This is a genomic window from Rhodococcus sp. IEGM 1366, from assembly GCF_033142425.1.
GTDB classification, from domain to species: Bacteria; Actinomycetota; Actinomycetes; order Mycobacteriales; family Mycobacteriaceae; genus Rhodococcus_F; species Rhodococcus_F globerula.
In genome coordinates this window covers 68,151-93,983 of record NZ_JAWLRZ010000007.1, presented here as the reverse complement: position 1 = coordinate 93,983, position 25,833 = coordinate 68,151, and the positions used below count along the sequence as shown (strand labels likewise).

25 protein-coding genes are annotated in these 25,833 nt (G+C 61.6%); 13 read left to right on the top strand and 12 right to left on the bottom strand.

The window, feature by feature from the left end; genetic code table 11:
• Position 1 precedes the first annotated feature (1 nt).
• From R4P64_RS21555 to R4P64_RS21535, 5 genes are all read left to right on the top strand, one after another.
• Positions 2-844 (top strand): CoA ester lyase, encoded by an 843-nt coding sequence (locus R4P64_RS21555; protein WP_317822650.1) that lies wholly within the window; start codon positions 2-4, stop codon positions 842-844.
• Positions 845-916: 72 nt separating this feature from the next.
• The gene (locus R4P64_RS21550; protein ID WP_317541062.1) at positions 917-1,744 is read left to right on the top strand and encodes a cyclase family protein; all 828 of its coding nucleotides are present in this window, start codon (positions 917-919) and stop codon (positions 1,742-1,744) included.
• Entirely contained in the window at positions 1,741-3,162 is a 1,422-nt protein-coding gene (locus R4P64_RS21545; protein WP_317822649.1) for an MmgE/PrpD family protein, read from the top strand. Before R4P64_RS21550 ends, R4P64_RS21545 begins: the two co-directional genes overlap by 4 nt.
• A gap of 56 nt (positions 3,163-3,218) precedes the next feature.
• A complete protein-coding gene (locus R4P64_RS21540; protein WP_045064456.1) occupies positions 3,219-4,283 on the top strand; it encodes a class I SAM-dependent methyltransferase in 1,065 nt (354 codons plus the stop codon).
• A 42-nt stretch (positions 4,284-4,325) separates the two neighbouring features.
• A complete protein-coding gene (locus R4P64_RS21535) occupies positions 4,326-4,580 on the top strand; it encodes a hypothetical protein (RefSeq protein WP_045064453.1) in 255 nt (84 codons plus the stop codon).
• 251 nt (positions 4,581-4,831) lie between these two features.
• On the opposite strand, the gene R4P64_RS21530 is transcribed toward R4P64_RS21535, so the two are convergent.
• The 3 genes from R4P64_RS21530 to R4P64_RS21520 all read right to left on the bottom strand — a co-directional run bounded on the left by R4P64_RS21530 (position 4,832) and on the right by R4P64_RS21520 (position 7,641).
• Positions 4,832-6,172 (bottom strand): HNH endonuclease signature motif containing protein, encoded by a 1,341-nt coding sequence (locus R4P64_RS21530; protein WP_317822647.1) that lies wholly within the window; start codon positions 6,170-6,172, stop codon positions 4,832-4,834.
• A 139-nt stretch (positions 6,173-6,311) separates the two neighbouring features.
• The gene (locus R4P64_RS21525; RefSeq protein WP_317822645.1) at positions 6,312-6,635 is read right to left on the bottom strand and encodes a DUF1330 domain-containing protein; all 324 of its coding nucleotides are present in this window, start codon (positions 6,633-6,635) and stop codon (positions 6,312-6,314) included.
• Between the two features lie 166 nt (positions 6,636-6,801).
• Entirely contained in the window at positions 6,802-7,641 is an 840-nt protein-coding gene (locus R4P64_RS21520) for a helix-turn-helix transcriptional regulator (RefSeq protein WP_317822643.1), read from the bottom strand.
• A 102-nt stretch (positions 7,642-7,743) separates the two neighbouring features.
• Between R4P64_RS21520 and R4P64_RS21515 the strand changes: the two genes are divergently transcribed.
• The gene (locus R4P64_RS21515) at positions 7,744-8,424 is read left to right on the top strand and encodes an SDR family NAD(P)-dependent oxidoreductase (protein ID WP_317822641.1); all 681 of its coding nucleotides are present in this window, start codon (positions 7,744-7,746) and stop codon (positions 8,422-8,424) included.
• Positions 8,425-8,449: 25 nt separating this feature from the next.
• On the opposite strand, the gene R4P64_RS21510 is transcribed toward R4P64_RS21515, so the two are convergent.
• The 4 genes from R4P64_RS21510 to R4P64_RS21495 all read right to left on the bottom strand — a co-directional run bounded on the left by R4P64_RS21510 (position 8,450) and on the right by R4P64_RS21495 (position 13,637).
• Complete coding sequence (locus tag R4P64_RS21510; RefSeq protein ID WP_317822639.1) at positions 8,450-9,424, bottom strand: HAD family hydrolase; 975 nt, start codon at positions 9,422-9,424, stop codon at positions 8,450-8,452.
• A 42-nt stretch (positions 9,425-9,466) separates the two neighbouring features.
• Positions 9,467-11,824 (bottom strand): arylsulfatase, encoded by a 2,358-nt coding sequence (locus R4P64_RS21505; RefSeq protein WP_317541056.1) that lies wholly within the window; start codon positions 11,822-11,824, stop codon positions 9,467-9,469.
• A 370-nt stretch (positions 11,825-12,194) separates the two neighbouring features.
• Positions 12,195-13,115, bottom strand: coding sequence for a DUF6226 family protein (locus R4P64_RS21500; protein ID WP_317822637.1), 921 nt, complete (start codon positions 13,113-13,115; stop codon positions 12,195-12,197).
• A 36-nt stretch (positions 13,116-13,151) separates the two neighbouring features.
• The gene (locus R4P64_RS21495; protein ID WP_317822636.1) at positions 13,152-13,637 is read right to left on the bottom strand and encodes a nuclear transport factor 2 family protein; all 486 of its coding nucleotides are present in this window, start codon (positions 13,635-13,637) and stop codon (positions 13,152-13,154) included.
• A 117-nt stretch (positions 13,638-13,754) separates the two neighbouring features.
• On the opposite strand from R4P64_RS21495, the gene R4P64_RS21490 reads away from it, so the two are divergent.
• Complete coding sequence (locus R4P64_RS21490) at positions 13,755-13,928, top strand: hypothetical protein (RefSeq protein WP_187328513.1); 174 nt, start codon at positions 13,755-13,757, stop codon at positions 13,926-13,928.
• 64 nt (positions 13,929-13,992) lie between these two features.
• Here R4P64_RS21490 and R4P64_RS21485 read toward each other — a convergent pair whose 3' ends face one another.
• Both R4P64_RS21485 and R4P64_RS21480 read right to left on the bottom strand, forming a co-directional pair.
• Positions 13,993-15,189, bottom strand: coding sequence for a PrsW family intramembrane metalloprotease (locus R4P64_RS21485; RefSeq protein WP_317822635.1), 1,197 nt, complete (start codon positions 15,187-15,189; stop codon positions 13,993-13,995).
• Complete coding sequence (locus tag R4P64_RS21480) at positions 15,186-15,842, bottom strand: hypothetical protein (RefSeq protein WP_317822634.1); 657 nt, start codon at positions 15,840-15,842, stop codon at positions 15,186-15,188. The genes R4P64_RS21485 and R4P64_RS21480 overlap by 4 nt, the downstream gene beginning before the upstream one ends.
• 282 nt (positions 15,843-16,124) lie before the next feature.
• Here R4P64_RS21480 and R4P64_RS21475 point away from each other — a divergent pair, with 282 nt between their 5' ends.
• A complete protein-coding gene (locus tag R4P64_RS21475) occupies positions 16,125-17,033 on the top strand; it encodes a hypothetical protein (protein ID WP_317822633.1) in 909 nt (302 codons plus the stop codon).
• Positions 17,034-17,065: 32 nt separating this feature from the next.
• On the opposite strand, the gene R4P64_RS21470 is transcribed toward R4P64_RS21475, so the two are convergent.
• Entirely contained in the window at positions 17,066-17,524 is a 459-nt protein-coding gene (locus R4P64_RS21470; RefSeq protein ID WP_052683332.1) for a hypothetical protein, read from the bottom strand.
• A 167-nt stretch (positions 17,525-17,691) separates the two neighbouring features.
• On the opposite strand from R4P64_RS21470, the gene R4P64_RS21465 reads away from it, so the two are divergent.
• Positions 17,692-19,650, top strand: coding sequence for an ABC1 kinase family protein (locus R4P64_RS21465; RefSeq protein WP_317822630.1), 1,959 nt, complete (start codon positions 17,692-17,694; stop codon positions 19,648-19,650).
• Between the two features lie 63 nt (positions 19,651-19,713).
• On the opposite strand, the gene R4P64_RS21460 is transcribed toward R4P64_RS21465, so the two are convergent.
• Positions 19,714-19,968, bottom strand: coding sequence for a hypothetical protein (locus tag R4P64_RS21460; protein ID WP_106939700.1), 255 nt, complete (start codon positions 19,966-19,968; stop codon positions 19,714-19,716).
• A 263-nt stretch (positions 19,969-20,231) separates the two neighbouring features.
• On the opposite strand from R4P64_RS21460, the gene R4P64_RS21455 reads away from it, so the two are divergent.
• The 3 genes from R4P64_RS21455 to R4P64_RS21445 all read left to right on the top strand — a co-directional run bounded on the left by R4P64_RS21455 (position 20,232) and on the right by R4P64_RS21445 (position 24,287).
• Positions 20,232-21,668, top strand: a complete 1,437-nt coding sequence (locus R4P64_RS21455; protein ID WP_106939699.1) for an MFS transporter — start codon at positions 20,232-20,234, stop codon at positions 21,666-21,668.
• A 143-nt stretch (positions 21,669-21,811) separates the two neighbouring features.
• Complete coding sequence (locus tag R4P64_RS21450) at positions 21,812-23,509, top strand: 3-ketosteroid-delta-1-dehydrogenase (RefSeq protein WP_033231617.1); 1,698 nt, start codon at positions 21,812-21,814, stop codon at positions 23,507-23,509.
• A 325-nt stretch (positions 23,510-23,834) separates the two neighbouring features.
• Positions 23,835-24,287, top strand: a complete 453-nt coding sequence (locus tag R4P64_RS21445) for an SPW repeat protein (protein ID WP_174557321.1) — start codon at positions 23,835-23,837, stop codon at positions 24,285-24,287.
• Positions 24,288-24,974: 687 nt separating this feature from the next.
• Here the strand turns inward: R4P64_RS21445 and R4P64_RS21440 are convergent.
• Positions 24,975-25,181, bottom strand: coding sequence for a hypothetical protein (locus R4P64_RS21440; RefSeq protein ID WP_033231614.1), 207 nt, complete (start codon positions 25,179-25,181; stop codon positions 24,975-24,977).
• 364 nt (positions 25,182-25,545) lie between these two features.
• On the opposite strand from R4P64_RS21440, the gene R4P64_RS21435 reads away from it, so the two are divergent.
• The gene (locus R4P64_RS21435; RefSeq protein WP_033231811.1) at positions 25,546-25,740 is read left to right on the top strand and encodes a CsbD family protein; all 195 of its coding nucleotides are present in this window, start codon (positions 25,546-25,548) and stop codon (positions 25,738-25,740) included.
• Positions 25,741-25,833: the final 93 nt, after the last annotated feature.

Genomic DNA, 25,833 nt, shown 5'->3' with positions numbered 1-25,833 from the left:
TATGAGAGCACCCGCACGTTCCTGGCTGTATGTCCCCGGGCATAAGGCGGGATTGATACCGAAGGCGCTCGGCAGCGGTGCCGACGCCGTGATCATCGACCTCGAGGATGCAGTCCCGGCCGAGTCGAAGGACCAGGCCAGAGTCAATGCAGTCACGATCGCGAAAGATCGTGGGAATGCTGTTGATGCGCCGGAGATTTGGGTCCGGATCAACCAAGCGGGAAGTCCGTGGCATGATGACGACGTCGCCGCTCTAGCTGGTTCTGCAATTGCCGGGCTGCGTGTGCCCAAAGCGGAATCGGTAGAGTCGGTGCGCGCAATCGCGGAAGCGTCTCGGCTCCCGATTCAATTGATTCTCGAGACAGCACTCGGACTGCTCGAAGCGCCGGTGCTTGCCCGTGCTCATCCTTCCGTCGTGGGAATCAGTCTCGGCGAAGCCGATCTGTCGGCGGATCTTCGCGTCGGCCCCGGCGGCTTGGACTGGGCGAGGGGTTGGCTCGTAACTGCCGCGCGCGCAGCGGGATTACCCTCACCTGCCCAAAGCGTGTGGACGCACGTGCGAGATCTGGATGGACTTCGCGCATCGAGTATTCGCTCACGGGAGTGTGGTTTTCACGGCCGCACCGTTATTCATCCCACTCAGATCCCGATCGTCAACGATGTTTTCACCCCTACCGACGCCGAGGTTGCCGCCGCGCAGGCCATCGTCGATGCAGCACAGCAGGCCGCCGAGGACGGTTCGTCCGCCTTGCTTGACGCAAATGGTCGATTTATCGATCCTGCCGTCGTTGAACAAGCGCGCGTCGTTCTCTCGCTCGCCCGGCACGATCACGTCTCATCCTGACCTTGTCACCGGCCGAGTCGACATTCAGACTCGGCGAATCACATTTCCTCCCAGAATCTCTCAGGAGTTGTCATGACAGCACCCACCACCACAGATCCGTTGCTCGGGGTGGTTTCCACCGGCGTGCGTTCGATCGAGTTGGGACACCCCTATTTCACCGGGATGCCGTGCTCTCCGAATCATCCGGGCTTCCGGATGACGCTGATTCGTCGTCACGGCGACATGGTTCGCCCAGATGGGGGTTCCGCTGCTAATGAAATCATTGTGACCGGCGGCCACGTCGGTACCCATGTCGATGCGCTTTCGCATGTCAGCGACTGCGGAAAGCTCAACGGAGACGTCGACGCGTTCGAGGCTCAGGCCGGTGGACGTTTCAAAGACAAAGGCGCCGAGCAGATTCCGTTCATGATGACGCGCGGCCTGCTTCTGGATGTAGCAAAGCTGCATGGCGTCGATACTCTGCCTGCCGGATATGCGATCACGGCGGAGGACCTCGAGGGCGCTGCTGAGGCAGCCGGTGTGGTTCCGCAGAAGGGCGACGTGGTGCTGGTGCGCAGCGGTTGGGCACGGCACTTCGGAGACCAGGACGTCTATCTCGGGCAGACCGACGGTGTGCCGGGACCCAATGTCGAAGCCGCGCAGTGGTTGGCAAGCTTCGGCATCGTAGCCACCGGTTCCGATACCACTGCATATGAGCATATTCCGGCCGGCTCGGGGCACAGCGTTCTTCCCGTGCACCGAATCCTTCTGGTGGTAAATGGTATTCATATCATCGAGCACCTCAACATGGAAGATGCGTCCGAACAGGGTCTGACGGAGTTCACCTTCGTGATGGCGCCGCTGCGTATTGTCGGCGGTACCGGCTCCCCGGTCCGTCCCGTCGCGGTCCTGAGCGCATGAGCGTCGCGATCGACACGGAGTTGACCGTTGTCCAGCAGCTGGCGGCCTTGGCGTTCGGCGTGTCCGAGTCCGGATTGTCGAAAGACCTGCGTGAAGATGTAGCCCGGCGCGTGCTGGATCTGCTCGGCAACAGCGTCGCCGCTCGTGACGAAACACCGGCCAAGGCCGTGACAGCCGTCGTCAAGAACTGGGGCGGCCACGAGTTCGCGACCGGCATCGGTACCGGCGCCAAATTCCCAGCCGCAGCAGCAGCTTTGGTCAACGGCACGTTGGCACACTCGATGGACTCGGACGACACACATCTTCCCTCCGTCCTGCATCCTTCGGCCTCGGTCATTCCCGCAGCGCTCGCCGTCGCGGAAGCGATCGGCGCCTCTGCCGAGGCGATGCTCGACGCCTCCGGTGTCGGTATCGAGGTGGCTGTTCGTCTCGGAATGGGCGGATATGACGAGGAATTGGGCAACTCCGAGTTCTTCGAGCGTGGCCTGCACGCCACCTCGATCTGTGGCGCCATTGGTGCGGCAGTTGCAGCCGCCATGGTTTACCGTCTTACTGCCGATCAGATCGCCCATGCGGCGGGCATCGCCGCCAGCATGGGTGCCGGCCTCATCGAAGCCAACAGGACTGGTGGCACTGTCAAGCGCGCACACTGTGGGTGGGCGGCGCACTCGGGTGTGAGCGCTGCAGAATTGGCCAAGAATGGACTGACGGGGCCGCCAACGGTGATCGAAGGTCGCTTCGGATTCCTTTACGCCTACTGCGGCGAGCGATCGAATGCCGCTGCGGTAGTCGATCGTCTTGGTGAGCATTGGGAATTGCCCGGTGTTTTCTTCAAGCCGTACCCGTGCAACCACTTCACGCACGCAGGTATTGATGCCGCTCTCGAAATTCGCGCACAGGGAGTGTTGCCTGAGCAGATAGAGTCGATCGAACTCGGTGTTTCCGGTCCCATCCTGCGCACGATCGCGCAGCCGGTCGAGGAGAAGGCCCGTCCCAGGTCGGGTTACCACGCCGCCTTCAGCGGGCCGTACACCGTCGCGGCAGCACTGTCGGGCGGTAGCGGTCTGGGAGTCGGCCACCACGATTTCACTGATGAAGCGGCACAAGACGAGCAGCGACTGGCGCTTGCAGCCAAAGTCACCTGCGTCGAGGACGAGCGCTGCAACAAAATCTACCCTTACCAGTTTCCGGCTGTGCTGCGCGTGGTCACCACGGATGGAAGCCGTCACGAAGTCCGAGTGGACTTCAATCGTGGTGGTCCCGGAAACCCGCTCTCCGCAGAGGAACTCGTCACCAAATTCAAGCTCAACGCCGATTCCAAGCTCGGCGCGGAGCAGGCCTCGATCATCGCGGAGCAGGCCATCGCGCTTGCGCATGGTGGCAGCCTGACCGAGTTGATGAACCAACTGCGCGGGTAATCCCACCACCGTTCGACTATTGCCCACAACATATTTCGAAGGGAAGGTCTGAGCCGATGGCAACAGGACTCAAACAACGTGGCCGCGCCAATTTCAACTTCCTTGCCGACCTCGCCGCGTGGAGCGGGAAGGAACTGCAAGCCAAAGCGGCGCACGACCTCGACGTCCTCCTCGACGGCGTCGAACTCCCTGGCGGTGAACAGCAACGGATCCGCGCCGCCGCCGCACTGCTCGAGCAGTCGCAGAACTACACCTGGGACCGCTTCTACACCCGGTTCTCCGGCGAACGACAGTTCCTCGCCGCTCGAGAAGCGTACGACGACGGCTGTGACATCGTCGAAGCCGAATACGCCGCGAACGCGGACAAGGGTGGAACGATCGTGTTCGATCCCAGGCTCGTGCCACCAAAGTACTGGAGCGAGACCGAGTTCCACCTCGCGCCCGGCGGCTGGGAAGGCCACGAGCGCATGGGCTTCATGATCCACGACTACGTGTACGACCTGCTCTTCGCCACCGGTGGTATCGGTGCGGTCAAACCGGGTGAGTCGTTCGCTGATCAGCGGTTCACCGCCGCTCAGCAGGGCCGCGCTGAGCACTACGATCGCATCCTGGAAATGGGAATCGGCACCGGACGCTACGCCTGCGCCATCCAAAATGCCTACCCGGACGCAAAGATCTCCGGTGTCGACCTCGGCCGCACCGAACTCGAGCATGCGAAGTTGATCGCTGCCCGCAACGGCTTCGAATGGGACCTGCGGCAAGCAGCGTGCGAGGCCACCCCGTACGAGGACAACACCTTCGACCTGACCACGGCGTTCATCCTGCTGCACGAGGTACCGGTACCCGCCGCGAAGGACATCCTCGCCGAATCGTTCCGAGTCACCAAGGCAGGCGGGGAAATTCTCATCGCCGATGTCGCCCCCTACCGCTACCAGGATTCGTTGTTCCGGTGCGTGGTCCTGGATTGGGAAACCGAAAACCGGGACGAGCCGTTCTGGCGCGGTGCACTCCTGCAGGATCGGGCTCAGTTGCTGCGCGACGCCGGTTTCGTCGACGTCGAAGAGTTCGGCGTCGGCCCCGGCAACTACCCGTGGGTCACCCGCGGGGTCAAACCGGCCTGAGCATTCCTCTTCCGAGAACCACTCCTAAAGAAGGACTTTCCCATGGCCAGCCCGTCCTACCTTCACAACACCACCAACGACGAACTCGCCCGTATGGTCACCGCCCTCACCGAAGAACTATGGATCCTGCGCGATCGAGTCATGACTCTCGAACAAGTCCTCGACGACACGAAAGTGATCACCGTCGAGGACATCGACCTACACGAACCTGCCACCGCACTCGACACCCGCCTACGCCGTGAACGCCAACGCCTGATTCACAAAGTCCTCGGCGCACCCCTGGCCATAGCTCGATGACCACACACCGTGCAGTAGTACTGCACTGCCGGGCAGAGTTTCAGGCTAACGATGGCGTGCACCGGAATTTCGATACAGCTCGGAGCATGACGATTGTATTGTCACGAGTGCAAGCGGCGCGGTCGGCTTTGACACTCCTGCTGCGAATGCGCTAGCGATGATCGTAGGGGCGGGACATGCGTGTGGGCTTCGCATCGGCATTCTGGTGATGCGAAGCAAACGCGCAGTGTTCAGTTCCGGCAGGGCCGGATTCAGTCTCGATGGACTGGCCCTTGGCGGGTGGTGGAGCGGCGGCGTCGTTGTTTCGGATCGATCGCAGCTGGTGGGATGAACCACGGTTGATGGTCGTCGCCCATTTTGATTTCCCAGATTCCGCGGAATCCGCTGGTGCTGTGGATCAATCGGTGGTGGCTGCGGCAGAGGAGGGTGAGGTTGTCCATTACCGTCAGACCGCCCACCGACCACGGCTTTATATGGTGCGCATCGCACCAAGCAGGTACGGCGTCGCAATTAGGGAAGGCGCAGCCTTTGTCCCGGGCAATCAACGCGGTGCGCTGTTCGGGTGTGACGAGGCGTTTGTGCGGGGTCGCATCGAGCGGTGCGCCGTTGCCGTCCATCAGGACGGTGGAGAGCACGCAGTCGCAGGCGAGCATCCGGGTCAGGCTCACACTGAGCGGTCCCATCCAGGGCATGTACCCGACATCAAGATCCTCGACATCAGGCTCACCGAAATCCACCGCGACATCGCTGCGCATGGCGGCGCATTCCCGATGCTCGGCAAGATCTTTCGCAGTGATATGCACATTCACATGCGGACGCTGACCACCATCCACCCCGGTCACAGCATTATCCAGATAGCGGCGAATCAACTCCGTGAAGGCGTCGGCGGTGCGTTTGGCTGCCGACCGCTGATCCGGAGTTCCGTCGGCAGCCGGTTTCGGCATCGACAAACCCGACAGCGCCGACAACAACATTTCACCAGTCAACGCATCGAAATCGCCCTTGATCGCGACCCGACCGTTGAGCGTCGGAGCAATCCGTAACACATTGAGATCATCGTCCTCACCGGGTGGTGTGTCGTCGGATTCGAAAATCCGCTCCAGGACCGCAATCGCGTAGCGGAGTTTAGTGGTGGTCGCCTCCACCCCCGACGCCGCAGCGAGAAGAGTCTTCATGCAGGACGGTAAAGCAGTCGTAGGCATACCTTTTGGTGGGGATTCACAGAAGGCGACGATTATTGCCGCATGATCGAGCGAGAGGTCACCGGCCTCGAACTGCGCAGCAATATCCGGGAAGGACCGCAGTGCGGCACCGAGTGCGGCGATCTTGTTGCCGGCCGCGTTCTGCAGCATCGTATTCGCCGCCAACCAGCGCCCCACACCGCGGTAGCAGAGCACCTGCTCATCAGGATTGAGCGCCAACTCATCTACTGCGGCAACCCGAATCGCCTCCAGCCGAAGGATTTCCGCAGAAACGGAGACAGCAACATCCCGAACCTCGGCCGGTCGCAATCGCCACAGCCTGCCCCGCACACCCGTCGCGGAACCAGCGACAACATCCCCCACCGAAACAAAATCGTTCACCGTAGTCATCAAGGCCTCCCCACCCGTGACCTCAATTATACTCGAACACCTATTCGAATCAAGAGACATATCGGGCACATTCGATTTGCATCGTGTGCGACTTGAGGAACCTCGAGTAAGTCTGCGGGGGAATGGGTTTGAGATTCAGTCAGAAGAGAATGTCGGTTGCTCGGTGGTTTTGGTTTACGCCTTCGAAAAAAGCCACCGTGCCAGTCGAGTTATTGATTCGAAGCGGAGCGATAGCTTGGTAGGCGTCCGATGTATACCAGTGTTGGGCCGCAGCGGACGTGGGGAATCGGAGGATGATGAGATCGCCCGACCATTGTCCCTCGCGGACGTCAGGCAAGCCTCCGTGGATGATGAAGCGGCCCTCGAACGGTGTGAGGGTGCTGTCGATGCGCTGGAGGTATTCGGTGATGTCGTCTCCCATGGCGACGTTGTTGAGGATGCCAACTACGTAGCTTTCACTCATGTCTGGTTCCTGCCTCTCGGAGGAGCGCGTGTATAACTAATCGGTTGTCTCTCAGTAACATTCAGCTAGATTCGCTCTGGAATCGAGTGTTGCAGGAGCAACGGCGCTGCGTCGATTACCTCAGGGGTAATGTGCTGCCCTACGTATGAGTGTGTCGCCGTGTTCGTCAGTGATGCGTCAGGTCCTGCAATCCGGCGACACGAAGCAGATCAAGCTTGGCTGCGTCGGCGGATCCGGGCGCGACTGTGTAGACGACGATCCGCAGGTCGCCGCTACCGGGCGCGCTGAGCACATCGCAGTCAACGGTGATGTCGCCAACAGCTCGGGTGTGTACGATCTTTCGGCTGGACCGGTGCACGGCCACGTGCGCTTGCTCCCAATGCGCTGCAAACTCGTCGGATTCGGAAAGGAGGCGGTCGACGAGGTCCCTGAGCGGTGCGTCGTCGGGGTAGCGCCCCACTGCGGATCTCAAGTCCGCGACCAGATCTGCTCTGAATTCGTCTTCTCCGACGGCGGTATGAGTGACACGTGTGTTCTCCTCGGTGAAAACCCGCCAGACAAGATTGTGCTGAAACCCGGCCAACAGTGAGGGATCGCCGAGCAGTGCTGCCCAGAGCGGATTCCACAACAGGAGGTCATGCGCGGCGCTGAAGACGCCGACCGGCACGTCACCGAGACGGTCCACGATCCGCTGGACGCTCGGACCCACGTGGCGCGGCAATGAGGCAGGCGTCGGAGTAGCGACTCCGGCGACTCGATACAGGTGGTCGCGCTCTTCGTCGGTCAGGCGCAATGCCCGCGCGAGCGCACCGAGCAGTTGCGCCGAAGGGTTGGTCGCACGGCCCTGCTCGAGCCGCACGATGTAGTCGACGCTGATTCCGGCGAGCATCGCGAGCTCTTCCCGGCGAAGCCCTCTGGATCGACGGCCTGTACCTGGTGGCAGACCGACGTGCTCAGGCTGCACACGGTCACGCCAGGCGCGCAGCACACTTGCGAACTCGTCCATGCCCTCATCCTGCTCGCTGTGGGCGCGCAGTGGGTAGTACTGCTGGTCCCACCGTCGATCGGTGCCTGGTGCGCGCACCGAAGTTGAGCGAGCGTTGTGGACATGACTACGACACTTATTTCAGGAGCCAACCGCAGCCTCGGACTGGAGACCGCGCGACGGCTCATCGACGCCGGCCACACCGTCTACGCCGGGATGCGGGACCTGGCTTCAGCTGCCGAGGTGCAGAACCTCGGCGCTCACCCCGTCCAACTCGACGTCACGGATCAGCGCAGCATCGAGGCGACGCTCGCGCAGCTGCCCGAGCTCGACGTTCTGGTAAACAACGCTGGCGTCCTCGGCAGGTCTTTCAGCGTCGACGACCTCGACGTCGACGCCATGCAGGAAGTATTCGACACGAATGTCCTTGGTGTCGTGCGTCTTACGCAGGCCGCGCTTCCGTTGTTGCGACGCTCGTCGAATCCGGTGATCGTCAATGTCGCCTCCGGAGTCGGCTTCGCCCGCTCGCTGGCCACCCCCGGTACCGATGAGCACTTTGTGCGGGCCGTGCCGTACGCGAGCTCGAAGGCGGCTGTGATCGCTTTGACTCTCCAATACGCGAAGAACCTGCCGGAATTTCGGATCAATGCCAGCGATCCGGGCTACACCAGTACCGACTTCAACGGCCACAGTGGACACCAGACCATCACCGAAGGCACTGATGCGACGGTGATGTTGGCCCAACTAGGCACCGGTGGACCCACCGGAAAGTTCTTCAACCGCAACGGCGATATCGACTACTGAACTGTTGCCGTTGAGCGCCCTACGGTCAGCTCGGGAACACGACACTCCAGTCGTTTTCGATGCTTACTGTGGTCCAAGCCCGGGCATCCGCGAGTTCGAATGCCTGCTCGGCACCCTCCCGATAGTCGAACTCGCGACGTGAATCATCGTGCTGTACAAGTATTTGCAACGATGGAAGGTCCGCTCGCTCCGAGAACTGCAACATCGGGATATCGCCGTTGCTGTTCCCTGCGGCGAGGATGGGCCGTCTCCCGACACGGCTCCAGATTCGGACCGGCTTCTCTGGGCCGTCGACCAACACGTCCAATGCAGGTTTATGGACGAGCGTGCCGCCGCGGCCGTCGGCTTTCCATACCAGCGACGCACTGCTGCCGATGACTCGCTGACGGGGAACCCCGTACATGCCCTGGCTGATCGGCCGCATGAAGTCACGCCCACCGCCGGAGACGATGTAATTGTGGAACTTGTTCGCGTCGAGGTACCGGAGCAACTCGATCATCGGCACGTAGCCACACGTCAGATAGGTACGTCCTAGGGTGGGATGGTCTGTCGTGCACAAGAATTGGTCAGCCAGGGCCTCGAACTTTTCCACGGTGATATCGGCGTACGCCATCAACACCCCTTTGGCGAACACCTTCACCCCGCTATTGTTGCCGCGGTAGTGATCGGCGATGACAGCGCTGAACCAGCCGTAGTCACGGGTGGCGGCCGCGAGCCAGGGTTGGCGGGTGCCTAGAGCTGGGTCCTCCTCAGTCATGGCCACGAGACGGCGCAGGATGAAGTCGAGCTGAATGGGCATCGGTTTCTCGCACCACAGCGTTCCGTCGTTGTCGAACACCGCGATTCGCTCTTCGGCGGAGACACCTCCTGGCCCGCCGGCATCTGTCACCCGGCCGACGAACTCCAGGATTGCTTGCTTACTCGGACCGTCGTGCCAACTGGGGAGCGGATCACCGATCTGTCCGCCGGTGTCCAGATCGGATCGAACGTGTTCGGGCATAACCTGATTCCTCCTCGATGTTGCCACTCCACGACGGTCCTGCTATTCGCGGGAGAGCATGGCGGCGGCTTCGCGTTCGAGGTCGACGTAGGGTTCTCCACTGACGTCTACGACGATCCGGTTCAGGGAGCCTCCGGTGAACGCCCACGGTGCGGTGCCCGGGTAGTCGTCGGTGACGGGTTCCCCGATGGCGCGGCCGGCACTGAGACCTTCGCCTGCGATGCTGAACTTGCCTGGTTGAGTTCGGATTCGACCCTCGCCGACCTTCCGGTCACCGTAGAACAGGCCGAGGGTGCCGTGGGCCGTGCCGGGCGGATCCTCACCGTCTTTGTCGAAGGTGGCGGCCAGGATCAGGTTCTCGCCGGTCGGCAGATCCTCGCCGGCGACAATCCGCTGCTGTTCGCTGCCGAGGAAGTTGTAGACGTAGTGCAGGCGGTTGTCCTTGACATAGAGGGAGTGGCCGCCGAAGCGGCTGCCGTGCGAGAAGAGCACCCCGGATGCCCCTGGGTTCGGGAGATCGACCAACGCGCCGATCGAGTAGGAGCGGTTGCGAATGTTGACGGCAACGGACTCGGGGACCTCGGCGCCACCCGCCCGGTAGACGTAGCGGTTGCGCGGCGCCGCGAGCTGCGGGCGAGGGGTGGTGAGGATCTCGACAGCCGAGCGGTCGTCGAGCGGAAATGCCTGGTTGGCGCCGGCTTCGTGGAACCACAGGCCCACCAGCTCGGCGAGCCTCCCGGGCTCCTCGGCGGCGAGGTCGTGCAGCTCGGATCTGTCGATCTGGGTGTGGTAGAGCTCCCAGGTGTCCTCGGGGAACCGGGCCCAGCCACTGATCGCCGGGTGGGTGGTGACGGCCTTCCAGCCGTCGTGCCAGATGCCTCGGGTGCCTAGCATCGAGTAGAACTGGGTGTGTTTGGCTGTCGGGATCGTGGCCGCGTCGAAGCTGTAGCGCATGCTCACGCCCTGCAACGGATGCTGGGTGTAACCCTTCACGGCGTCGGGCAGCTCGAGTCCGAGGCAGTCCAACACGGTCGGAACCAGATCGATGGCGTGGTGGTACTGATCACGGGTTTCCCCTCGGGCGGCAATCCCGGCCGGCCACGAGATGATGCACGGGTCGCAGGTTCCGCCGTTGAACGAGTATCGCTTCCACATCTTGAACGGGGCATTGAAGCCCATCGCCCACCCGTTCGGGTAGTGGTTGTAGGTCTTGGTACTGCCGAGTTCGTCCAGCATGGAGAGGTTTTCAGCAAGATCGTCCGGCACGCCATTAGCGATTTTGTTCTCGTTTACCGAGCCGTTCGGACCTCCCTCGCCACTGGCGCCGTTGTCGGAGACCAGCATGATGATGGTGTTGTCGAGTTGCTCGACCTGTTCGAGGTAGTCCAGTAGTCGGCCGATCTGGTTGTCGCAGTGCGACAGGAACCCCGCATATACCTCTGCCATCCGGGCGAACAGTCGCTTCTCGTCGGCGGAGAGGGTATCCCAGGGGCGGGTGAAATCCAGTGGTGGGAATGGCTGTCCGTCCGGACCGGTGCGCGAGTCGGGAGTGCCGATCGGATTGAGGGGCGGTAGCTCGGTGTCGGCGGGGACAAGGCCCATTTCCTTCTGCCGGGCCAGGATCTGCTCGCGCATCGCCTCGTAGCCGTCGTCGAACCGGCCCCGATAGCGGTCGGCCCACTCACGCGGTACTTGGTGCGGGGCGTGCGCACACCCCGGGGCGTAGTAGAGGAAAACCGGCCGTTCGGGAGCGATTGCCTTGACGTCGTCGAAGTACTGAATAGCTTTGTCGGTGATGTCGACGCTGAAGTGGTAGCCCTCCTCCGGTGTGGCCGGTTGCTGGACGGGGTGGTTGTCGTGGATCAGGTCGGGATACCACTGGTTGGTCTCGGCGCCGAGGAAGCCGTAGAAGCGGTCGAAGCCGCGGCCGATCGGCCAATTATGTTTGGTGGAAGCGAGATTCATCTCATCCTCGGCGCACAGGTGCCACTTGCCTACCATTGCAGTGCTGAAACCCTGCTCGACGAGGACCTCGGCGAGGGTGGCGCACTGCGGTGGAATGTGCCCGTTTGCGCTCGGAAATCCGATGGCCGCTTCACTGATGCAGGCCATCCCGTTGGTTGTGTGATTACGGCCCGTCAGTAGGCAGGACCGAGTCGGCGAGCACAGGGCTGTGGTGTGCCACTGCCCGTAGCGCAGTCCGCGTGCTGCGATCTTGTCGATGTTCGGCGTCTCAATCGGGCCTCCGTAACAGCCGAGCGCGCCGAATCCGACGTCGTCGAGGACGATGTACAGCACGTTCGGCGAGCCTGGCGGTGCTTTAGGTTGCTCGTACGGGCCCCAGTCCGGGACGGAGTCTCGTATGTCGAGGTTGACCACGCCCCTGAATGCCTTGGCGATTGTCTGCTCCTCATGTCGGGTTCCCCCACCTATCCACTACACCACCATCACCCCGACGTGAACAGGGCTTGTAATCTCCCGTTACTTGAACAGCCTGCCCGCCGTGAGTCGCGTGGAGCGAGACGGATCTTCGTCAGCCGCGATTCATGCTGGGCTGCATGCGAATTGGTCAAGCCACTAGGGATGCTGGTTTCGCTTTCTCGGCTGACGATGAAACCTGCGCCGCGCAGGCTTCCCAGGCGCGCGTGAAGTTCGCGATTGGACCATGCTTCTGTGGACTGGCCGAAGTGTTCGATATCCGGGCGCATGCAATAACCCTGATTCGGGCCGGGGCCAGAGCCCCGAACTCGAGGTGGGTCATCTTCCTTTTCTATTCGTCTGTGCGCCAGTAGATTTGCGACGCACCCGCAACGCCAGGCTTGCGTAACAGTCGACGGAAGCCCTCCCGGGCAGCAGTTCCGAACACCGTTCGCGGGAATGGGGGTTCGGGGTGCGCAGTCCTGATCTGGGACGCCAGCGGGCGTGCCGTCCAGTTCGCGGGCCACGGTGCGGCTGTGAATTCTGTAGGTTCGTCGAGATTCTGGACCGTGCTGCCTCGGGTACCAAAGGATGTGCGAACTGAGGAGTAATTACCGGCAACGTCGACGTGGAGCGAGCCGTCGACGACAGACAGCACCCATGTGTCGATTTCCTCGAGCAGTGTGGCGGACCCGCTGTCACACCCGTCGCAGGCACAGTCGGGAATCGATGCCAAGCACACCGCCGGATCGCCTGCGCTGATCGAGATGTTGAACGGATGGTTGGAGTCCACCGGAGTGTGCGTAGTCAAAATCAGTGGGACGGCGCCGTCGGCGGTAGGTTCGAGAACGGTGTCGGCTCCGCCGGAATCGAAAGGGCGAAGCGCCCACCGCACAGGTGATGCTTCTCGCGCCCAGTCCCGGTCGAGGAGAACCGTTGTCCACGCCTGCACTCTCGCGACCACGATCAGGTACTTCTCCGGGTTGGTGGAACGCTCGTAGTCTGCCTCGGCCCGATCGGGGCCATCCTTGTACGGGTTCGGCCACTCAGGAGTGTGTGCGCCGGTGAGGGCGAATTGCTCGTCGACATCGTCGAGTAGTTCGCAGATCTCTCGCGAGAGCACCGAAGTGCTCTCGCCCCAGCCGGTTTCGTGCATGCTGCGGACGCCGTCGTTGCATCGCTCCCACCATGACCTTGCCGGATCTGTAGCCATCGCATGGACATTACCCGTCGGCAGCCTTTTCACGCGCCCGCTCAGCGCGGTGCCAGTCATTGTGGCGACGCTATCTTTGACAGCCGAGAATTTTGATCAGTTGCCGGCTCGGGCAAGCAGGTCGCGCGCGGGAGAACTTCCGTCGAGTAGCCGGGTCGTGCGCTGCTTGATCTTCCACTCGCCCTCCGTCTTGACGAGATCGAACCGGTTCGCCGCGACACGCCACACGCGGAAGGAATCCTCGCCTTCGTTGCGCCGTAGCAATTGGGAATGGCCCGTCGCAGTAGCCTTGTCTCCGTCGACGACGATGTTGAGCGGGGCGAGAATATGGCCGCAACCGGTGTTGATGTAGTCCTGGTGTGGTGTGGTGCGGACCATCTCGGCGATCTCGGCGCGACCGTTCAGGGTACGAATATCGATGTCGTACACCGCATCCTCAGTCCACATCGCACCGACCCTGTCCGCCTCTCCGGCGTCGACGGCGGGACCGTATGCCGTCACGAGTTTCTGGATCGCAATCTCGTCTTCGAGTATTTGCACTCGTTCGAGGAGTGAGTGGACCAGCGCGGTGATATCGGTCATCGGGTCTCCTTGGTGTGGTTAGTGTTGCGGCCGACCTCGGGTAGTACATGCACGCGTGTCAGCGAATTCGATGTTGCGGTCCGGACAGTAGCAAGGCAGCGCTCGACTGTGGGGTCGATGTCGGAGACCGGGACGGGGTCGGAGTCGATGGCCTATCTCGACGAGTATTTGTCTTTCTACGTCCCGGTGAATGGACAAGGTATTACCGAGCCGCCGAGTTCGGTGTACGTCGGAGCTATCCACTTGGTAGGGAACATCATTGAGAACATCAGTGGTCCTGCCTGCGGATAGAGCTGGGCGCCTGATCAATGTGATCGATCAGGCGCCCAGATTGTTGCGGCACAACCCGCCGTTCTTACGCGGAGCTAGTCCCCACCGAGGACTGCGAGCCTGAGGCAATTCCGTGTCGGAGGCGAGTGATCTCGTTGCGTGCTTCGACAACTTCGGGACTGTCGAGGCCCTTGGTGACAGCGAGGTCCCCACACAGGTCCAATGCAGCGCGAACGATATGACGTCGTTGGCGTCGCTCGGGGCGGGTCTGTGCGGCTCTGACGTAAGCGCGCTGTTGTCGCCACCCACCGGCAGCAGTAACTTCGTCCTCGGTCAACACTCCGGATTCGATTTCCGGAGCGAGAACATCACGGACGAAATGGGACTCGCGTGGGTGCGCCCAGACAAATGCGATCCACAATGCCGTCAAGGCGAAGATGATGTCGCCGACCATGACGACCAACACGATGGATGAGTTGCCGCCGGCGAGTGCCAGCATCGAGTCCCATACGCCGTGAATCAGAATCGGGGCCACGATCAACGCCAGCCCGCGTCTGATTCTGCGAGGTTGTGCCGGGGTGCCGATCAGATAAATGACTCCGGCACAGAACAGTGCGGTGAAGAGAGGATGCGAAACGATGTCGGAGTATGCGCGAAGCGCAATGGAACCGATCAGCCCGTCGGTCTGGTGCGCGCCGAAACCTTGCGTCGCACCGACAACCGAGTACAAGAAGTCCTCGCTGGTTTGAAATCCCAGGCCGATGAACGCGCCGAGTAGCAGTCCGTCGGTTGCGGTGCGGACCAGTCGCGGCGCAAGAGCGAGGAGGACAACAATGCCGATGCCTTTCGCGGTTTCCTCCACGAACGGCGCCGAGAGTCCGGCATGCCAATCCTCCGCCCAAACCTGTCCGAACAGCTTCGAGTAGAGCGAACCGAGTGCGGAGTTACCGGAGATCGCGATGGTGAACGTCGCCGCGGAGGCTCCCCAGACGAAGCCGGTGAGTACCAATCCCACGGGTTGGCGTTCGTACCGGTCGATGTGCCGGAACCACCATGTCCACACCGCAGCACTGATGACGGAGACGACGCCGGCGACAAGGAGTGCTTGCCCGAAGTATCCCGAATAGGGCGCGAACATCTGCCAGGCTTTGACCACGCCGACGCCGCACATCCACAGGTATATCCAGAACACGACGTTGCGCGGCTGGATAAACCGGAACTTCTCGCCCCACGCCGTCGCCTCTAGTGCTTGGGAGCGTGTCTCGAGCAGGTCGGCGCTCACTTGGTATCTCCCTCAGTGGTGCCGAATGACGCGATCATATCGGCGATTTCTTGACTGTGACTTGCAATCTGGTCGGGCGGACCGACCACTTGCACCCGAATTCCCTTGTCACCGACGACAAAAGTCGCCATCGAACCCGCGGCGCGGGGCGTATCGAAGCGAATCTGGACGCCGGTCAAGCCACCATCGGTGGTGACTGGCTGCGGTGGGCTGGAGATGGCGAGCACAGAGCTTCCGTTTGTCGCAAGACTTACGGCGTCGACCTGTGAGAGAAGTTCGTCGGCGGTGCCGGTGAAGTCGTCAGCGTCGACGACGAAACTCACGCTGCCACCGGTCAATTCCACCCTCGGCACGGAACCGGACGCGCTGCGTTGGTCGATGAGGAAGCCGCTATTGATATTCCAGCCCGCGGGCACAGTGAACGACACCGACTCGGTCACGGCCAGGCGGTCACCGGCAACTGTCGGATCTTCCGAAGACACAGCGGAATCGATGGCCGGTACGATCACAACCCACAGCAGCCACACGGCCAGAATTGCGGCTGCGTGCGGAAACACGCGTGTGTCGAGTCCGAGGAAGCGGTGATCGGCTGGTGGCCGTCGTCGATGCGTCGGGTATTCGTGTTTCGACGGGATACTCCCGATAATGCTCAAAATTCCTCGTTCCAATTGTGCCGAATGTGTATTGACTATCCCAGAAATGGGACGAATGGCGGGAACGGAGTGCGTGCCGTCACCTACCGCCGACCGAGAACGGCGGCACAGCGGGCAGTCCGGGTTATGCGATCGCGCATCTTGCGTGAGTCGACGTGCAACTTGACGACGTGGTCCTTGACACAGCGTCAGTCGCGGCGTTTCACTGAGACGCACGCTCGTGTTGAATCGCCCGAAGGTATTCTGGGAGGTCGTCGCATGCATGGCACAGGTTTAACGAGTATGCATGGCATAGGTTTAACGAGTTCGGGACATCGATGCGGAGTGCGAGCCCGCCGCAAGGGCGTCTCGGTGCTGGCACTGGTCGGAGCCTGCCTCGTTTCTCTGGCAGTTCCCCAGACTGCCAGCAGCGAACCGGCCGCAGGAACCGTCGACACCGGGTTCACGATCCCGTTTTCCGGGGCCCCTGGCTACGAGCACCTGGCACCGCCGCAGATGACCAGCCCGGATCAGCTCAACCAGCCACTCGGTCAGCAAGCGGCGGACGAGATTGCCGCCCAGATCGGGCTCGACAGCGAGGATGCGTTGTCCGAGCAGCAATATAGCGATCTCGTCACGGGCGGTGGGGTCGGCGGCAGTCGCGAGGCCGCCGAGATTATCGACGAATGCGCCCGGATCCTCACCAATACAAACGGGCGTCCGCTCTATTCCACAGACGACGGCAACGTCACGTCGTCGGTTCTGGCCAGCTACGGGCTGTACGTGAATTCCATTGGGCTGCTGGAGAGTCCGGCCAACGCGGACGCGCCGACGAGGCAGGTGAACTCCTTGATCGCTCCAGGCGGATTTGTGGGCACATGGATGAGGAACAACGGCGCAACACAAACCCTGGTTGCGCTCTATCAGTCGGCGTACACAGTGCAAGCGGTCTATGGCTTTGCATCGCAACAGATGTCGGGCACAGCGCAACTGGTGACCAACACCAAGGGCGGTGCGAGTTCAGAGGTCGGTATGTCGATGGCGCCGCCGCTCTGGATAGTGAACTTTGCGCTGCTCTACATATTGAAGCCCTCCCTGGCGGCTGCGATGCCTGCCCAGTGGGCTCCCATTCCTTCGGCGGTTGCCGACGCGATAACGTCGAGCCCTACCGGCCAGGTTCCTTTCAGCGACTATGCGTCCTATTTCGAGTGAACGCCAACTTTTTCCGACGTTCCGAGTCGCCCTCAGGATTCGACAGTTACCTTGACGACGTTGTCGTCGCCGTTGAATCGGACCGCCGGCCAGTATCCGTCCATGAAGTGTGAACCGCACGTATCTGCCAGATCAAGGACGACTTCGTTGTCGGGAAATACCTCCACTGCGTCGAGTGCCAGGTCTCGTAGTGCGTCGTCGAGTTCTTCCGTGGAAGTAGGGTCCTCGCTGAACTCGTAGACGACCGCTTCGGCGGCCTGGCGATGGAGGCGTTGGAGTTGATCGAAGACATGGTGCAAGCGGGGGAGCATGCCGCGTACGGCGTCGGAGTCGACGGAGTGGGCGATGAATCCAACGTCCCGCCCGTCGATGTTGCGGGTCAGACTGAAGTAGTCGTCGTCCAATCGCACGCCGTCGGACAAGATGTGATGCCCGCGGACAAAAGTGCCGAGCGTTTCGTCAACGATTGCGGAGCCGGAGTGTGTCGTCACGAGATCAGCTTAAAGTGCCCGTGTCGCAGTGAGGCCGATCGATTCGGTACCCGAGCCTTCCGGTATTGGCGCGGGTGGAATCGACGGCGCCGGCACCTTAATTCGAACTTGGTGGACTCGGGGTTTTCCCGGATGAAACGCAGGTGGTGAACCTCTACGCTACCGCCATGGACTTGATCGTCTGGATTATCGCGACGCCGATTCTTGCCGCAGCACTCGCGGTCGCCATGCGACGAACGCTGGGGGCGAAAGTCGGGTGGCCGCGAACACTGGTGGTCTCGGTGATAGCGCTCTCGGTGGGTGTTTCGCTGGCGAGCTACGTCGCAACGCTCGCCGGAATTGCGAGCCCGGACGGTCAACTACTGGTGAGCGAGGGAATTGCGCTCACCTTCTTCGGAGTCGCCGCGCTCTGGGTTTTCGCGGCGTGCCTGGCTGCGTTGGTCTTCCTTGAAGTTGTCATTCCTACGGGGTCCGTACCCGGTGTGCCAGAAACGCTGCGGCGCAGCCGAAAATCGTGGCGCCGAACGAAGCGGTACGTCCAGATCATGAGTATCTTCATGCGAGCGGGAGGCGGGTCAGCTCTCCGCGCCGGACCGTCCGCACCTCAGTTCGGGAACGCGTTGGTGGAGATCGTCAGCCGATGCGGTGTCACTTTCGTCAAGTTGGGACAGATCCTCGGCACACGAGACGACCTGGTACCACCCGAGCTGGCTCGGGCTCTCTCGACGCTCCAAAGTTCGGCTCGGCCGGCTGATCCTGACCGCATTGCAGAGCTGCTGGCATCGGAACTTGGAGACGTCCCCGAAGCGGTGTTCGCGTGGTTCGAAGTGGAACCATTCGCCGCTGCCTCTGTCGCACAGGTACATTCCGCGCGCACCACTGAAGGCGTCGATGTCGTGGTGAAGGTTCAACGCCCCGATGCGAGCGCACAAGTGAGCGTGGATTGCGATATCTTCCTTCGCGTTTCATCCCTCGCGGAGACCCGTTTTCCCTGGGCACGCGATATCGGCGTTCACCGACTCGCCGGCGGGCTCGTCACGTCGCTGCTCGAAGAGCTCGACTACCGTACCGAGGCAGCGAATACCAGCGCGATTGCTTCCACCATGTCGAACCGCCCGGATATCGTCGTTCCGCACGTCTACCTCGACCTCAGTAGCGGAAGGGTGCTCGTGATGGAACGTCTTCACGGCACACCACTTTCCGACGGTGAGGCCGCGCTCACCGGCCTCGATCGCGACACCCGCAGCAGCATTGCCAACGAACTTCTTGCGTCACTGCTCGACGGGATCTTTGTCCACGGGGTGTTCCACGCGGACCTGCACCCCGGAAACATCATGATCCTCGATGACGGCCGGGTCGGGCTCCTCGACTTCGGCGCAGTGGGCGTGCTGGACGGGGAGACACGGATACTGTTCGCCGTACTCCTGAACGCTGCCCTGGCCGGAGACCCGGTGGCGACCGTCGACGCGATGTTGATGGCATTCGACGTACCCGTCGATGTGGAACGCGGAGCGCTGCGACACCAGGTGGGCCGCGAGATCACTCTGCTCAGTGTTCAACCCAATGTCTCCATGGCATCGTTCGCGCGAATGTTCACCGTGCTTCGAGATCATCGAATAGGAGTGCCGGGAGACGTCGCCGCCGCATTCCGTTCACTCGCGTCATTGGAGCGCGCCCTGCGACTCCTGGATCCGCAGATCGACCTCGTCGCCGCTGTTCGCGCCGAAGTTCCCCGACTGTTGACCCAGGTCGCCAGCCCGACTGCAGCCGCGCAGGCGATCCTGTCGACGACGGCGGTCACAACCGCGGTAGCCAGGCGTCTTCCTGGTCAGCTCGACCAGATCGCAACCTCGCTCGCGTCGGGAAGTTTCACTCTCCGCACCCGTTCTGTCGCACACCCCGACGACAGGCGATGGCTCCGACGGTCGGCGAACAACGCCCTGGGGATGGCGGCTGGAGTTACCGCGCTGATTGTCGCGGCGATCCTGCTGTTCGTACCTGGCGGACCACAACTCACACCTCAGCTGTCGGGCTACGCACTCGTGAGTGCGGTACTGGGCTTCGTAGGCGTCGTTCTGTGCATGCGGACCGTGTTCCGTTTGTTCACCCTCGACGGCAGGCGGTGAAAACCTCACCTCCCGACTTAACGTTGCCCAATTTCCCCGCAGGGCGAATGTGTTGCGGCGGAGTCAGTCCGGTGCCTTGTCATCGGGATCGGTCCGTGTCGTGCGTTTCCGTTCGGCGGCATTGCCCGGCACCGCCGCCGCCTCGCGCTCGGCGGCAATACGTTCTTCGAGACCGTCCACCAATTCGGACAGTTCACGGTCACGTTTGGTGGGCGTGATTACCTCGCCGGATGAATGTTCGTCAGCAGGATTATGCGACTGTGACTCGTTGTCGGGATTGGTCGTCGTCTCGTCATCGAACTGTGCGCTCAACGTCATCGCCTCCTTGATCTCTGCCCGCGACTCTACGACTCCTACGACGCGTGAGCATCGGTGCTGGTCGGTGCTAGCGCGAAGGGATCGGGTAATGCCGCCGACCGAACTCTGCGACACATCCGAGCGGTTGTTCCGCTGCAGAATGGGTACGTTCGCGCACGAGACGTATACACCTTCGAGGCAGTCTCACTGATCGGAATGGAAAAGTTGTATCAAGAGTCACATTGTTACCGTTTTCGAGCGATATCGACCCAAGAGGAGCATGAATGCGGACAACGGTGAGACCAACTAGGCCGCTGGCAGGCTACGCCGAACGTCGATACGAACGGTCCCGGCCGGTTTGGCTCATACTGACCGTGCTGATCACGGTCGAGGTGATCAGCGCATTCGAGACTTCGATGATGTATGCGGCGCTGCCGACTTTCGCCGAGATCTTCGACGCCGACGCTTCGGCTGTGGGATGGTCCGTCACCGCGTTCCTGCTGGTCGCGGCATCCTCTGCTGCGGTATGCGGCAGGCTCGGAGATATGTACGGGCGCGAACGCGTGCTGATGGTCGTACTGGCATTCGCCACAGTCGGCTCGATTGTGAGCATGGCGGTCGGAACGCTCGAGGGCATCATTATCGGGCGTGCCATCCAAGGCGTCGCGGGGGCGATTCTGCCGCTGTGCATCGGTTTGGCCCGCGAGCATCTGCCCGTGGAGAAGGTTGCGATGGCTGTTGCGCTGATCGCCGGATCTGCCATTGCCGCCGGTGCGGCATCGCTGGTCGTTGCGGGTGTGATCATCGACCTCGGCGATTGGCGGTACATCTTTGTCGTCACTGCCGCCTACGCCGTCGTCTGCATCATCTTGGTCGAAGTTGTATTGCCGTGGCGCCGTCGGACTTACCATCGACAGCCCGTTGATTTCGCTGGGGCAGTGGCGCTAGCCGTCGCAGTGGCGTCAATCTTGTTGGGGCTCACGCAAGGAAAGTCGTGGGGCTGGGACGATCTTCGGGTACTCAGCCTCTTGCTCGTCGGCGCCGTCATCTTTGCCTGGTGGGTGAGGTGGGAGTTGAACTGCGCATCCCCAATTGTCAACTTGCGCTTGCTTGCTGAACGCAACATCGCTTTGACCATGCTCAGCACGATCGCTCTCGGGCTCGGTCCCATCGGTGTGGTCACCATGCTCATTCCGATCATCATGCAATCTCCGAAAACCTCACCGTTCGGGCTCGGGCTTTCACCCACCACCGCCGGTCTCCTGTCGTTCATCGGCGCGATGGTCGGCATGTTGTTCACACCGCTCGCCGGAAAATTGGCAGCGTCGGTCGGCGCCCGCACCGCGTTGCTGATCGGAACCGCGTTGTTCCTCGGGGCATGTTCCGGTTTTCTCGTGTTCCACGGTTCAGTAGTCGGAATGACAATGCTGATCGTGGTCGTCTCGATCGCAACGGCCTTTGCATACACGGCGTTGTCGAATCTCCTCGTGGAATTCGTTCCCGAACACAGCACCAGCGAGACCGTCGGTAGTCAGTCGGTTGTGCGAACTGCAGCGATGGCCGTCGGAACGTCGATTACGACAGTTCTGCTCGCATCTCTCGTGGTTCCCGGAACGTCGACACCGACAGTTGCCGCGCTCGGTGCTGTCTGCGCGATGCTCGTGGCTATGTGTGTCGTCACGATCATTCTTGCTCTCGGGATCAGGTACGAAAAGCGCTGACATGCAGGTCATGATTCGGCTGTGACGGCCGCAACGCACTAACAATCCGCGCAAAAAATCCCGCTGACTGGGCATCCGGACCATCTTGCGCTGCGCCTGCCCTAGCGTTCTACCTCGATAAACCACGTGAAGGGATTTGTTCAATGGCTAAGAATCAGGCACCCCCCGCGACACGGGCCGACGACATCACAGTCGACCTGCTGGTAATCGGGTCCGGTACCGGCATGGCTGCCGCCCTCACCGCAAACGAGCTCGGCTTGTCCACGCTGATCGTGGAGAAGACGCAGTACGTGGGCGGTTCGACGGCGCGGTCCGGTGGGGCGTTCTGGATGCCTGCCAACCCGGTACTTGCAGCTGCCAATGCGGGCGACACCGTTGAGCGCGCGAAGACGTATGTGCGTGCGGTGGTCGGTGATACGGCACCAGCCGAACGTGGCGAGGCATTTGTCGACCATGGTGGCGCCACGATCGACATGCTCTCCCGCACGACGCCCATGAAGTTCTTCTGGGCCAAGGAATACTCCGACTACCACCCCGAACTGCCGGGCGGTAGCGCTGCAGGCCGCACCTGCGAGTGCCAGCCGTTCGACGCTTCGGTGCTGGGAGAGGAACGCGGCCGCCTGCGCCCCGGTTTGATGGAAGCCGGGCTGCCGATGCCGGTGACCGGTGCGGACTACAAGTGGATGAACCTGATGGCGAAGAAGCCCACCAAGGCTTTCCCGCGCATCATCCGCCGCTTGTCGCAGGGCGTTTTCGGTAAGTACGTCCTCAAGCGTGAATACATTGCGGGCGGTCAGGCGCTGGCCGCCGGCCTGTTTGCCGGTGTGGTTCAGGCAGGCATTCCGGTGTGGACGGAAACGTCGTTGGTTCGGCTGATCACGGAAGGTGACCGCGTAACCGGTGCAGTAGTCGTGCAAGACGGACGTGAGGTGACTGTGACGGCCCGGCGCGGTGTCGTGCTGGCCGCCGGCGGCTTCGATCACAACATGGAGTGGCGCCACAAGTACCAGTCGGAGAGCCTCGGTGAGCACGAGAGCCTCGGCGCCGAGGGCAACACCGGCGAGGCTATCGAGGTCGCGCAGGAACTGGGCGCAGACATCGGCTTGATGGACCAGTCGTGGTGGTTCCCGGCGGTCGCGAGCATCAAGGGACGCCCACCGATGGTGATGCTCGCCGAGCGTGCGCTGCCTGGCTCGTTCATCGTCGACCACACCGGTCGACGCTTCGTCAACGAGGCCACCGACTACATGACGTTCGGTCAGTGTGTGCTCGACCGGGAGAAGGCGGGCGACCCCGCAGAATCCATGTGGATCGTCTTCGACCAGGAGTACCGCAACAGCTACGTGTTCGCCGGCGGCATCTTCCCGCGCCAGCCCCTTCCGCCGTCGTTCTTCGAGGAGGGTATCGCGCATCAGGCGAGCAGCCCGACCGAACTCGCCCGTAAGGCCGGTCTGCCCGAAGATGCGTTCGCTGAGGCGTTCCAGAAGTTCAACGATGCCGCAGCAGCCGGTAGTGACGGCGAATTCGGCCGCGGCGGAAGCGCATACGACCGGTACTACGGTGACCCGACAGTGTCCCCGAACCCGAACCTGAGGCCGCTCGACAAGAACGCCCTCTACGCGGTGAAGATGACATTGAGTGACCTCGGCACGTGCGGCGGCGTGCGCGCCGACGACCATGCGCGAGTCCTGCGCGAGGACGGCAGCTCCATCGACGGGCTGTACGCGATCGGCAACACCGCCGCGAATGCGTTCGGCCACTCCTACCCGGGCGCGGGCGCGACGATCGGCCAGGGACTGGTTTACGGCTACATCGCAGCGCATCACGCAGCGAAGCGGTAGTCCGACCAAGCAATAGCACCACCGAACGGGAGATCAGCGCACGTTTCCGACGCCGGAACGTGCCCTGGTCTCCCGTTCGGCATGCAAGGCTCAGAGCACTGTCATCTTCTCGATTATTTGCTTCGATTGTTGCTTGGCAGACGCCCGATTGGGTACGTATGTGGTGGTCCAGTGCACTCACCGATTTCGGCGGCACCGACAATGCTCGAACTCGCCAGGCAATCCGGTGACGACCGAATCGGAAAGCGTCTGTACCCCTGCCATACATACATACGGATCGGAAGGGCAACCTTTGCCCTCCGCTCCGGTCGAGGAGATGAATCACATGTCATCATCTACCCACGCACCGATGCACACTCACCCTGACATCATTGCACTGCGCGAGCGCTACGATCAGGCCGCCGAACAACCAACCGCCCAAGTTGTCGAAGGGCTGATGTTGTTGTCCGGACTGTACGCAGCGGCGTCCGCGTGGATCATCGGTTTCACCGCTCAAACCAACCTCAGTGTCACCAACTTGATCTGTGGTGCTGCGATCGGGTTGCTTGCGGTGGCTTTCGGATCCGCTTACGGCCGCACCCACGGCATGACATTCGTTGCACCGTTACTCGGGATTTGGCTGATCGTCTCGCCTTGGATCGTTGCGGGTGTCGATACCAGCACTTCCATGATCTGGTCCAATGTGGTTGTGGGAGCGCTTGTCTGCGTTCTAGGTCTCGCCACAGCTGCACTGGGAATGGGGCGCGGTCTTGCGCGACGCGAACCGAAACCGCAGTGACTACCGACACGGGTATTTCGCCAGGGCGAGAGTCACGAAGTGCGGTGTCGTCGATTGGTTGAACGACGAACACGGGTTCGGGTCTATTTCGCACACCCACCACAGGCTCGGAATGTCCGTATCACTGACGTTGCCGGCTCGGGTAATGGTCGTCACCCGAGCCGGGAGCGCAGGATCGAAGGGAGTACGGGTGTAGGTCGTCCAGGTGTCGGAAGTGATCTCCCTGGGCGTTGATGCAAGCGGCAGGTCGAAATGCCAAGGGGCCGTTGCTGTTGATCGGGCAAGCACGTCTACCGATGTGGTGGCCGGATGTGATGTTCAGGCAGGCGTCGCGAGTGCCCATCTGACCTTCTCCCCGGCCTTGGCGTCGGGCATCGAGCTGTTCAGTCGGGCATAAGCTGTCCATAGCGATGAACGACCGTATGTTGCACCCCGGAAGTCGGATATTATTGGTGCACAGTCTGATTGGTGGGTAGTTTGGTCTCGCGGTCGCTGGTTACGTGCCGTCGACATCGGCGGACGTGGGAGTAGGCATGAATCCAGACCCTTTCTCCCTTTTCCGCGCTCCTCTGAACCTGACAACTTCATGCGGTGGTTGCCTGTTGCCGAGATGATTCGGTGATGATTCGGTGATGATCCCGGGATCGCACAGGATGAACACAATTTGTGGAAATCGTGTGGGCAAACCTACGGAAGGTGCATCAGCTGCCTCGCAAGAGTGAAGAGTCGGCGACCGAGCCTGATGACGGGGATCCCCAGAGGAATCAGAATCACCGTCACGCACAGTACGGCACCGACAAGCCACACCACGGTCGCAAGGATTCCGAGCACTGTGCCGAGCACAGCCATGACGATCCCTAGCAGCGCGTCGAACAAACCACGGAGCACACGCATGATGACCTCCTGTCTCCAGTCTCCGCTTTTCCGGACCTGGACGCACTGTCGCCGCAGGTTCTTTTGTCAGCCAACTGGATTGGACGCGATCTCGCCGCGAAGTCAACCCAATCGCGTATGTAAGCGCGCACCTTCGAGTGGTCGGGCCGTCGTCATTCGCTCGTGTCGCGAGCTTGTCACCTATGGCCCACCGTTCTCGGTTCATTGCTTCGATCTACGGTGTTGACGCGCAACGGAATGCCGCGTTGACTGGGCATTACTCTCTGGCCGGGAGGCCAACATGATCATTGTCTTCATGTACGTTCCGGCGGAGGCGCCTGGCGAAACCCGTTCGACCGACGATCATCGAGAAGAAGGAACCGCCATGAGCATCGTGAAGAGAATCAGGCACAAGGCAGAAACCGCCGAGGGGGTCATCAAGAAGACCGTCGGCAAGAGCTTGGGAAACGAAAAGATGGAGGCCGAGGGAAGGTCTGAACAGGCCAAAGGCCAGGCAAAACAGACCGGCGACAAGCTCAAACAGGCGGGACGAAAGTTCAGGGACGCCTTCAAACATTGACCCACCCCTCTTTCGAAGTTTGCTACCGGGGTACATCAGTGGTGCGAAGGTGAGGCGACTGGTGCGAGTACCTGTGAGTGGGCGAAAAGTATG

Coding starts and splice junctions, on each gene's coding strand:
- R4P64_RS21475 (WP_317822633.1), top strand. CDS start 16,125: ATGCATGGCATAGGTTTAACGAGTTCGGGACATCGATGCGGAGTGCGA.
- R4P64_RS21555 (WP_317822650.1), top strand. CDS start 2: ATGAGAGCACCCGCACGTTCCTGGCTGTATGTCCCCGGGCATAAGGCG.
- R4P64_RS21495 (WP_317822636.1), bottom strand. CDS start 13,637: ATGACCGATATCACCGCGCTGGTCCACTCACTCCTCGAACGAGTGCAA.
- R4P64_RS21455 (WP_106939699.1), top strand. CDS start 20,232: ATGCGGACAACGGTGAGACCAACTAGGCCGCTGGCAGGCTACGCCGAA.
- R4P64_RS21550 (WP_317541062.1), top strand. CDS start 917: ATGACAGCACCCACCACCACAGATCCGTTGCTCGGGGTGGTTTCCACC.
- R4P64_RS21450 (WP_033231617.1), top strand. CDS start 21,812: ATGGCTAAGAATCAGGCACCCCCCGCGACACGGGCCGACGACATCACA.
- R4P64_RS21445 (WP_174557321.1), top strand. CDS start 23,835: ATGTCATCATCTACCCACGCACCGATGCACACTCACCCTGACATCATT.
- R4P64_RS21490 (WP_187328513.1), top strand. CDS start 13,755: ATGTCGGAGACCGGGACGGGGTCGGAGTCGATGGCCTATCTCGACGAG.
- R4P64_RS21510 (WP_317822639.1), bottom strand. CDS start 9,424: ATGCCCGAACACGTTCGATCCGATCTGGACACCGGCGGACAGATCGGT.
- R4P64_RS21535 (WP_045064453.1), top strand. CDS start 4,326: ATGGCCAGCCCGTCCTACCTTCACAACACCACCAACGACGAACTCGCC.
- R4P64_RS21530 (WP_317822647.1), bottom strand. CDS start 6,172: ATGACTACGGTGAACGATTTTGTTTCGGTGGGGGATGTTGTCGCTGGT.
- R4P64_RS21525 (WP_317822645.1), bottom strand. CDS start 6,635: ATGAGTGAAAGCTACGTAGTTGGCATCCTCAACAACGTCGCCATGGGA.
- R4P64_RS21540 (WP_045064456.1), top strand. CDS start 3,219: ATGGCAACAGGACTCAAACAACGTGGCCGCGCCAATTTCAACTTCCTT.
- R4P64_RS21500 (WP_317822637.1), bottom strand. CDS start 13,115: ATGACTGGCACCGCGCTGAGCGGGCGCGTGAAAAGGCTGCCGACGGGT.
- R4P64_RS21545 (WP_317822649.1), top strand. CDS start 1,741: ATGAGCGTCGCGATCGACACGGAGTTGACCGTTGTCCAGCAGCTGGCG.
- R4P64_RS21440 (WP_033231614.1), bottom strand. CDS start 25,181: ATGCGTGTGCTCCGTGGTTTGTTCGACGCGCTGCTAGGGATCGTCATG.
- R4P64_RS21515 (WP_317822641.1), top strand. CDS start 7,744: ATGACTACGACACTTATTTCAGGAGCCAACCGCAGCCTCGGACTGGAG.
- R4P64_RS21435 (WP_033231811.1), top strand. CDS start 25,546: ATGAGCATCGTGAAGAGAATCAGGCACAAGGCAGAAACCGCCGAGGGG.
- R4P64_RS21465 (WP_317822630.1), top strand. CDS start 17,692: ATGGACTTGATCGTCTGGATTATCGCGACGCCGATTCTTGCCGCAGCA.
- R4P64_RS21460 (WP_106939700.1), bottom strand. CDS start 19,968: ATGACGTTGAGCGCACAGTTCGATGACGAGACGACGACCAATCCCGAC.
- R4P64_RS21520 (WP_317822643.1), bottom strand. CDS start 7,641: ATGGACGAGTTCGCAAGTGTGCTGCGCGCCTGGCGTGACCGTGTGCAG.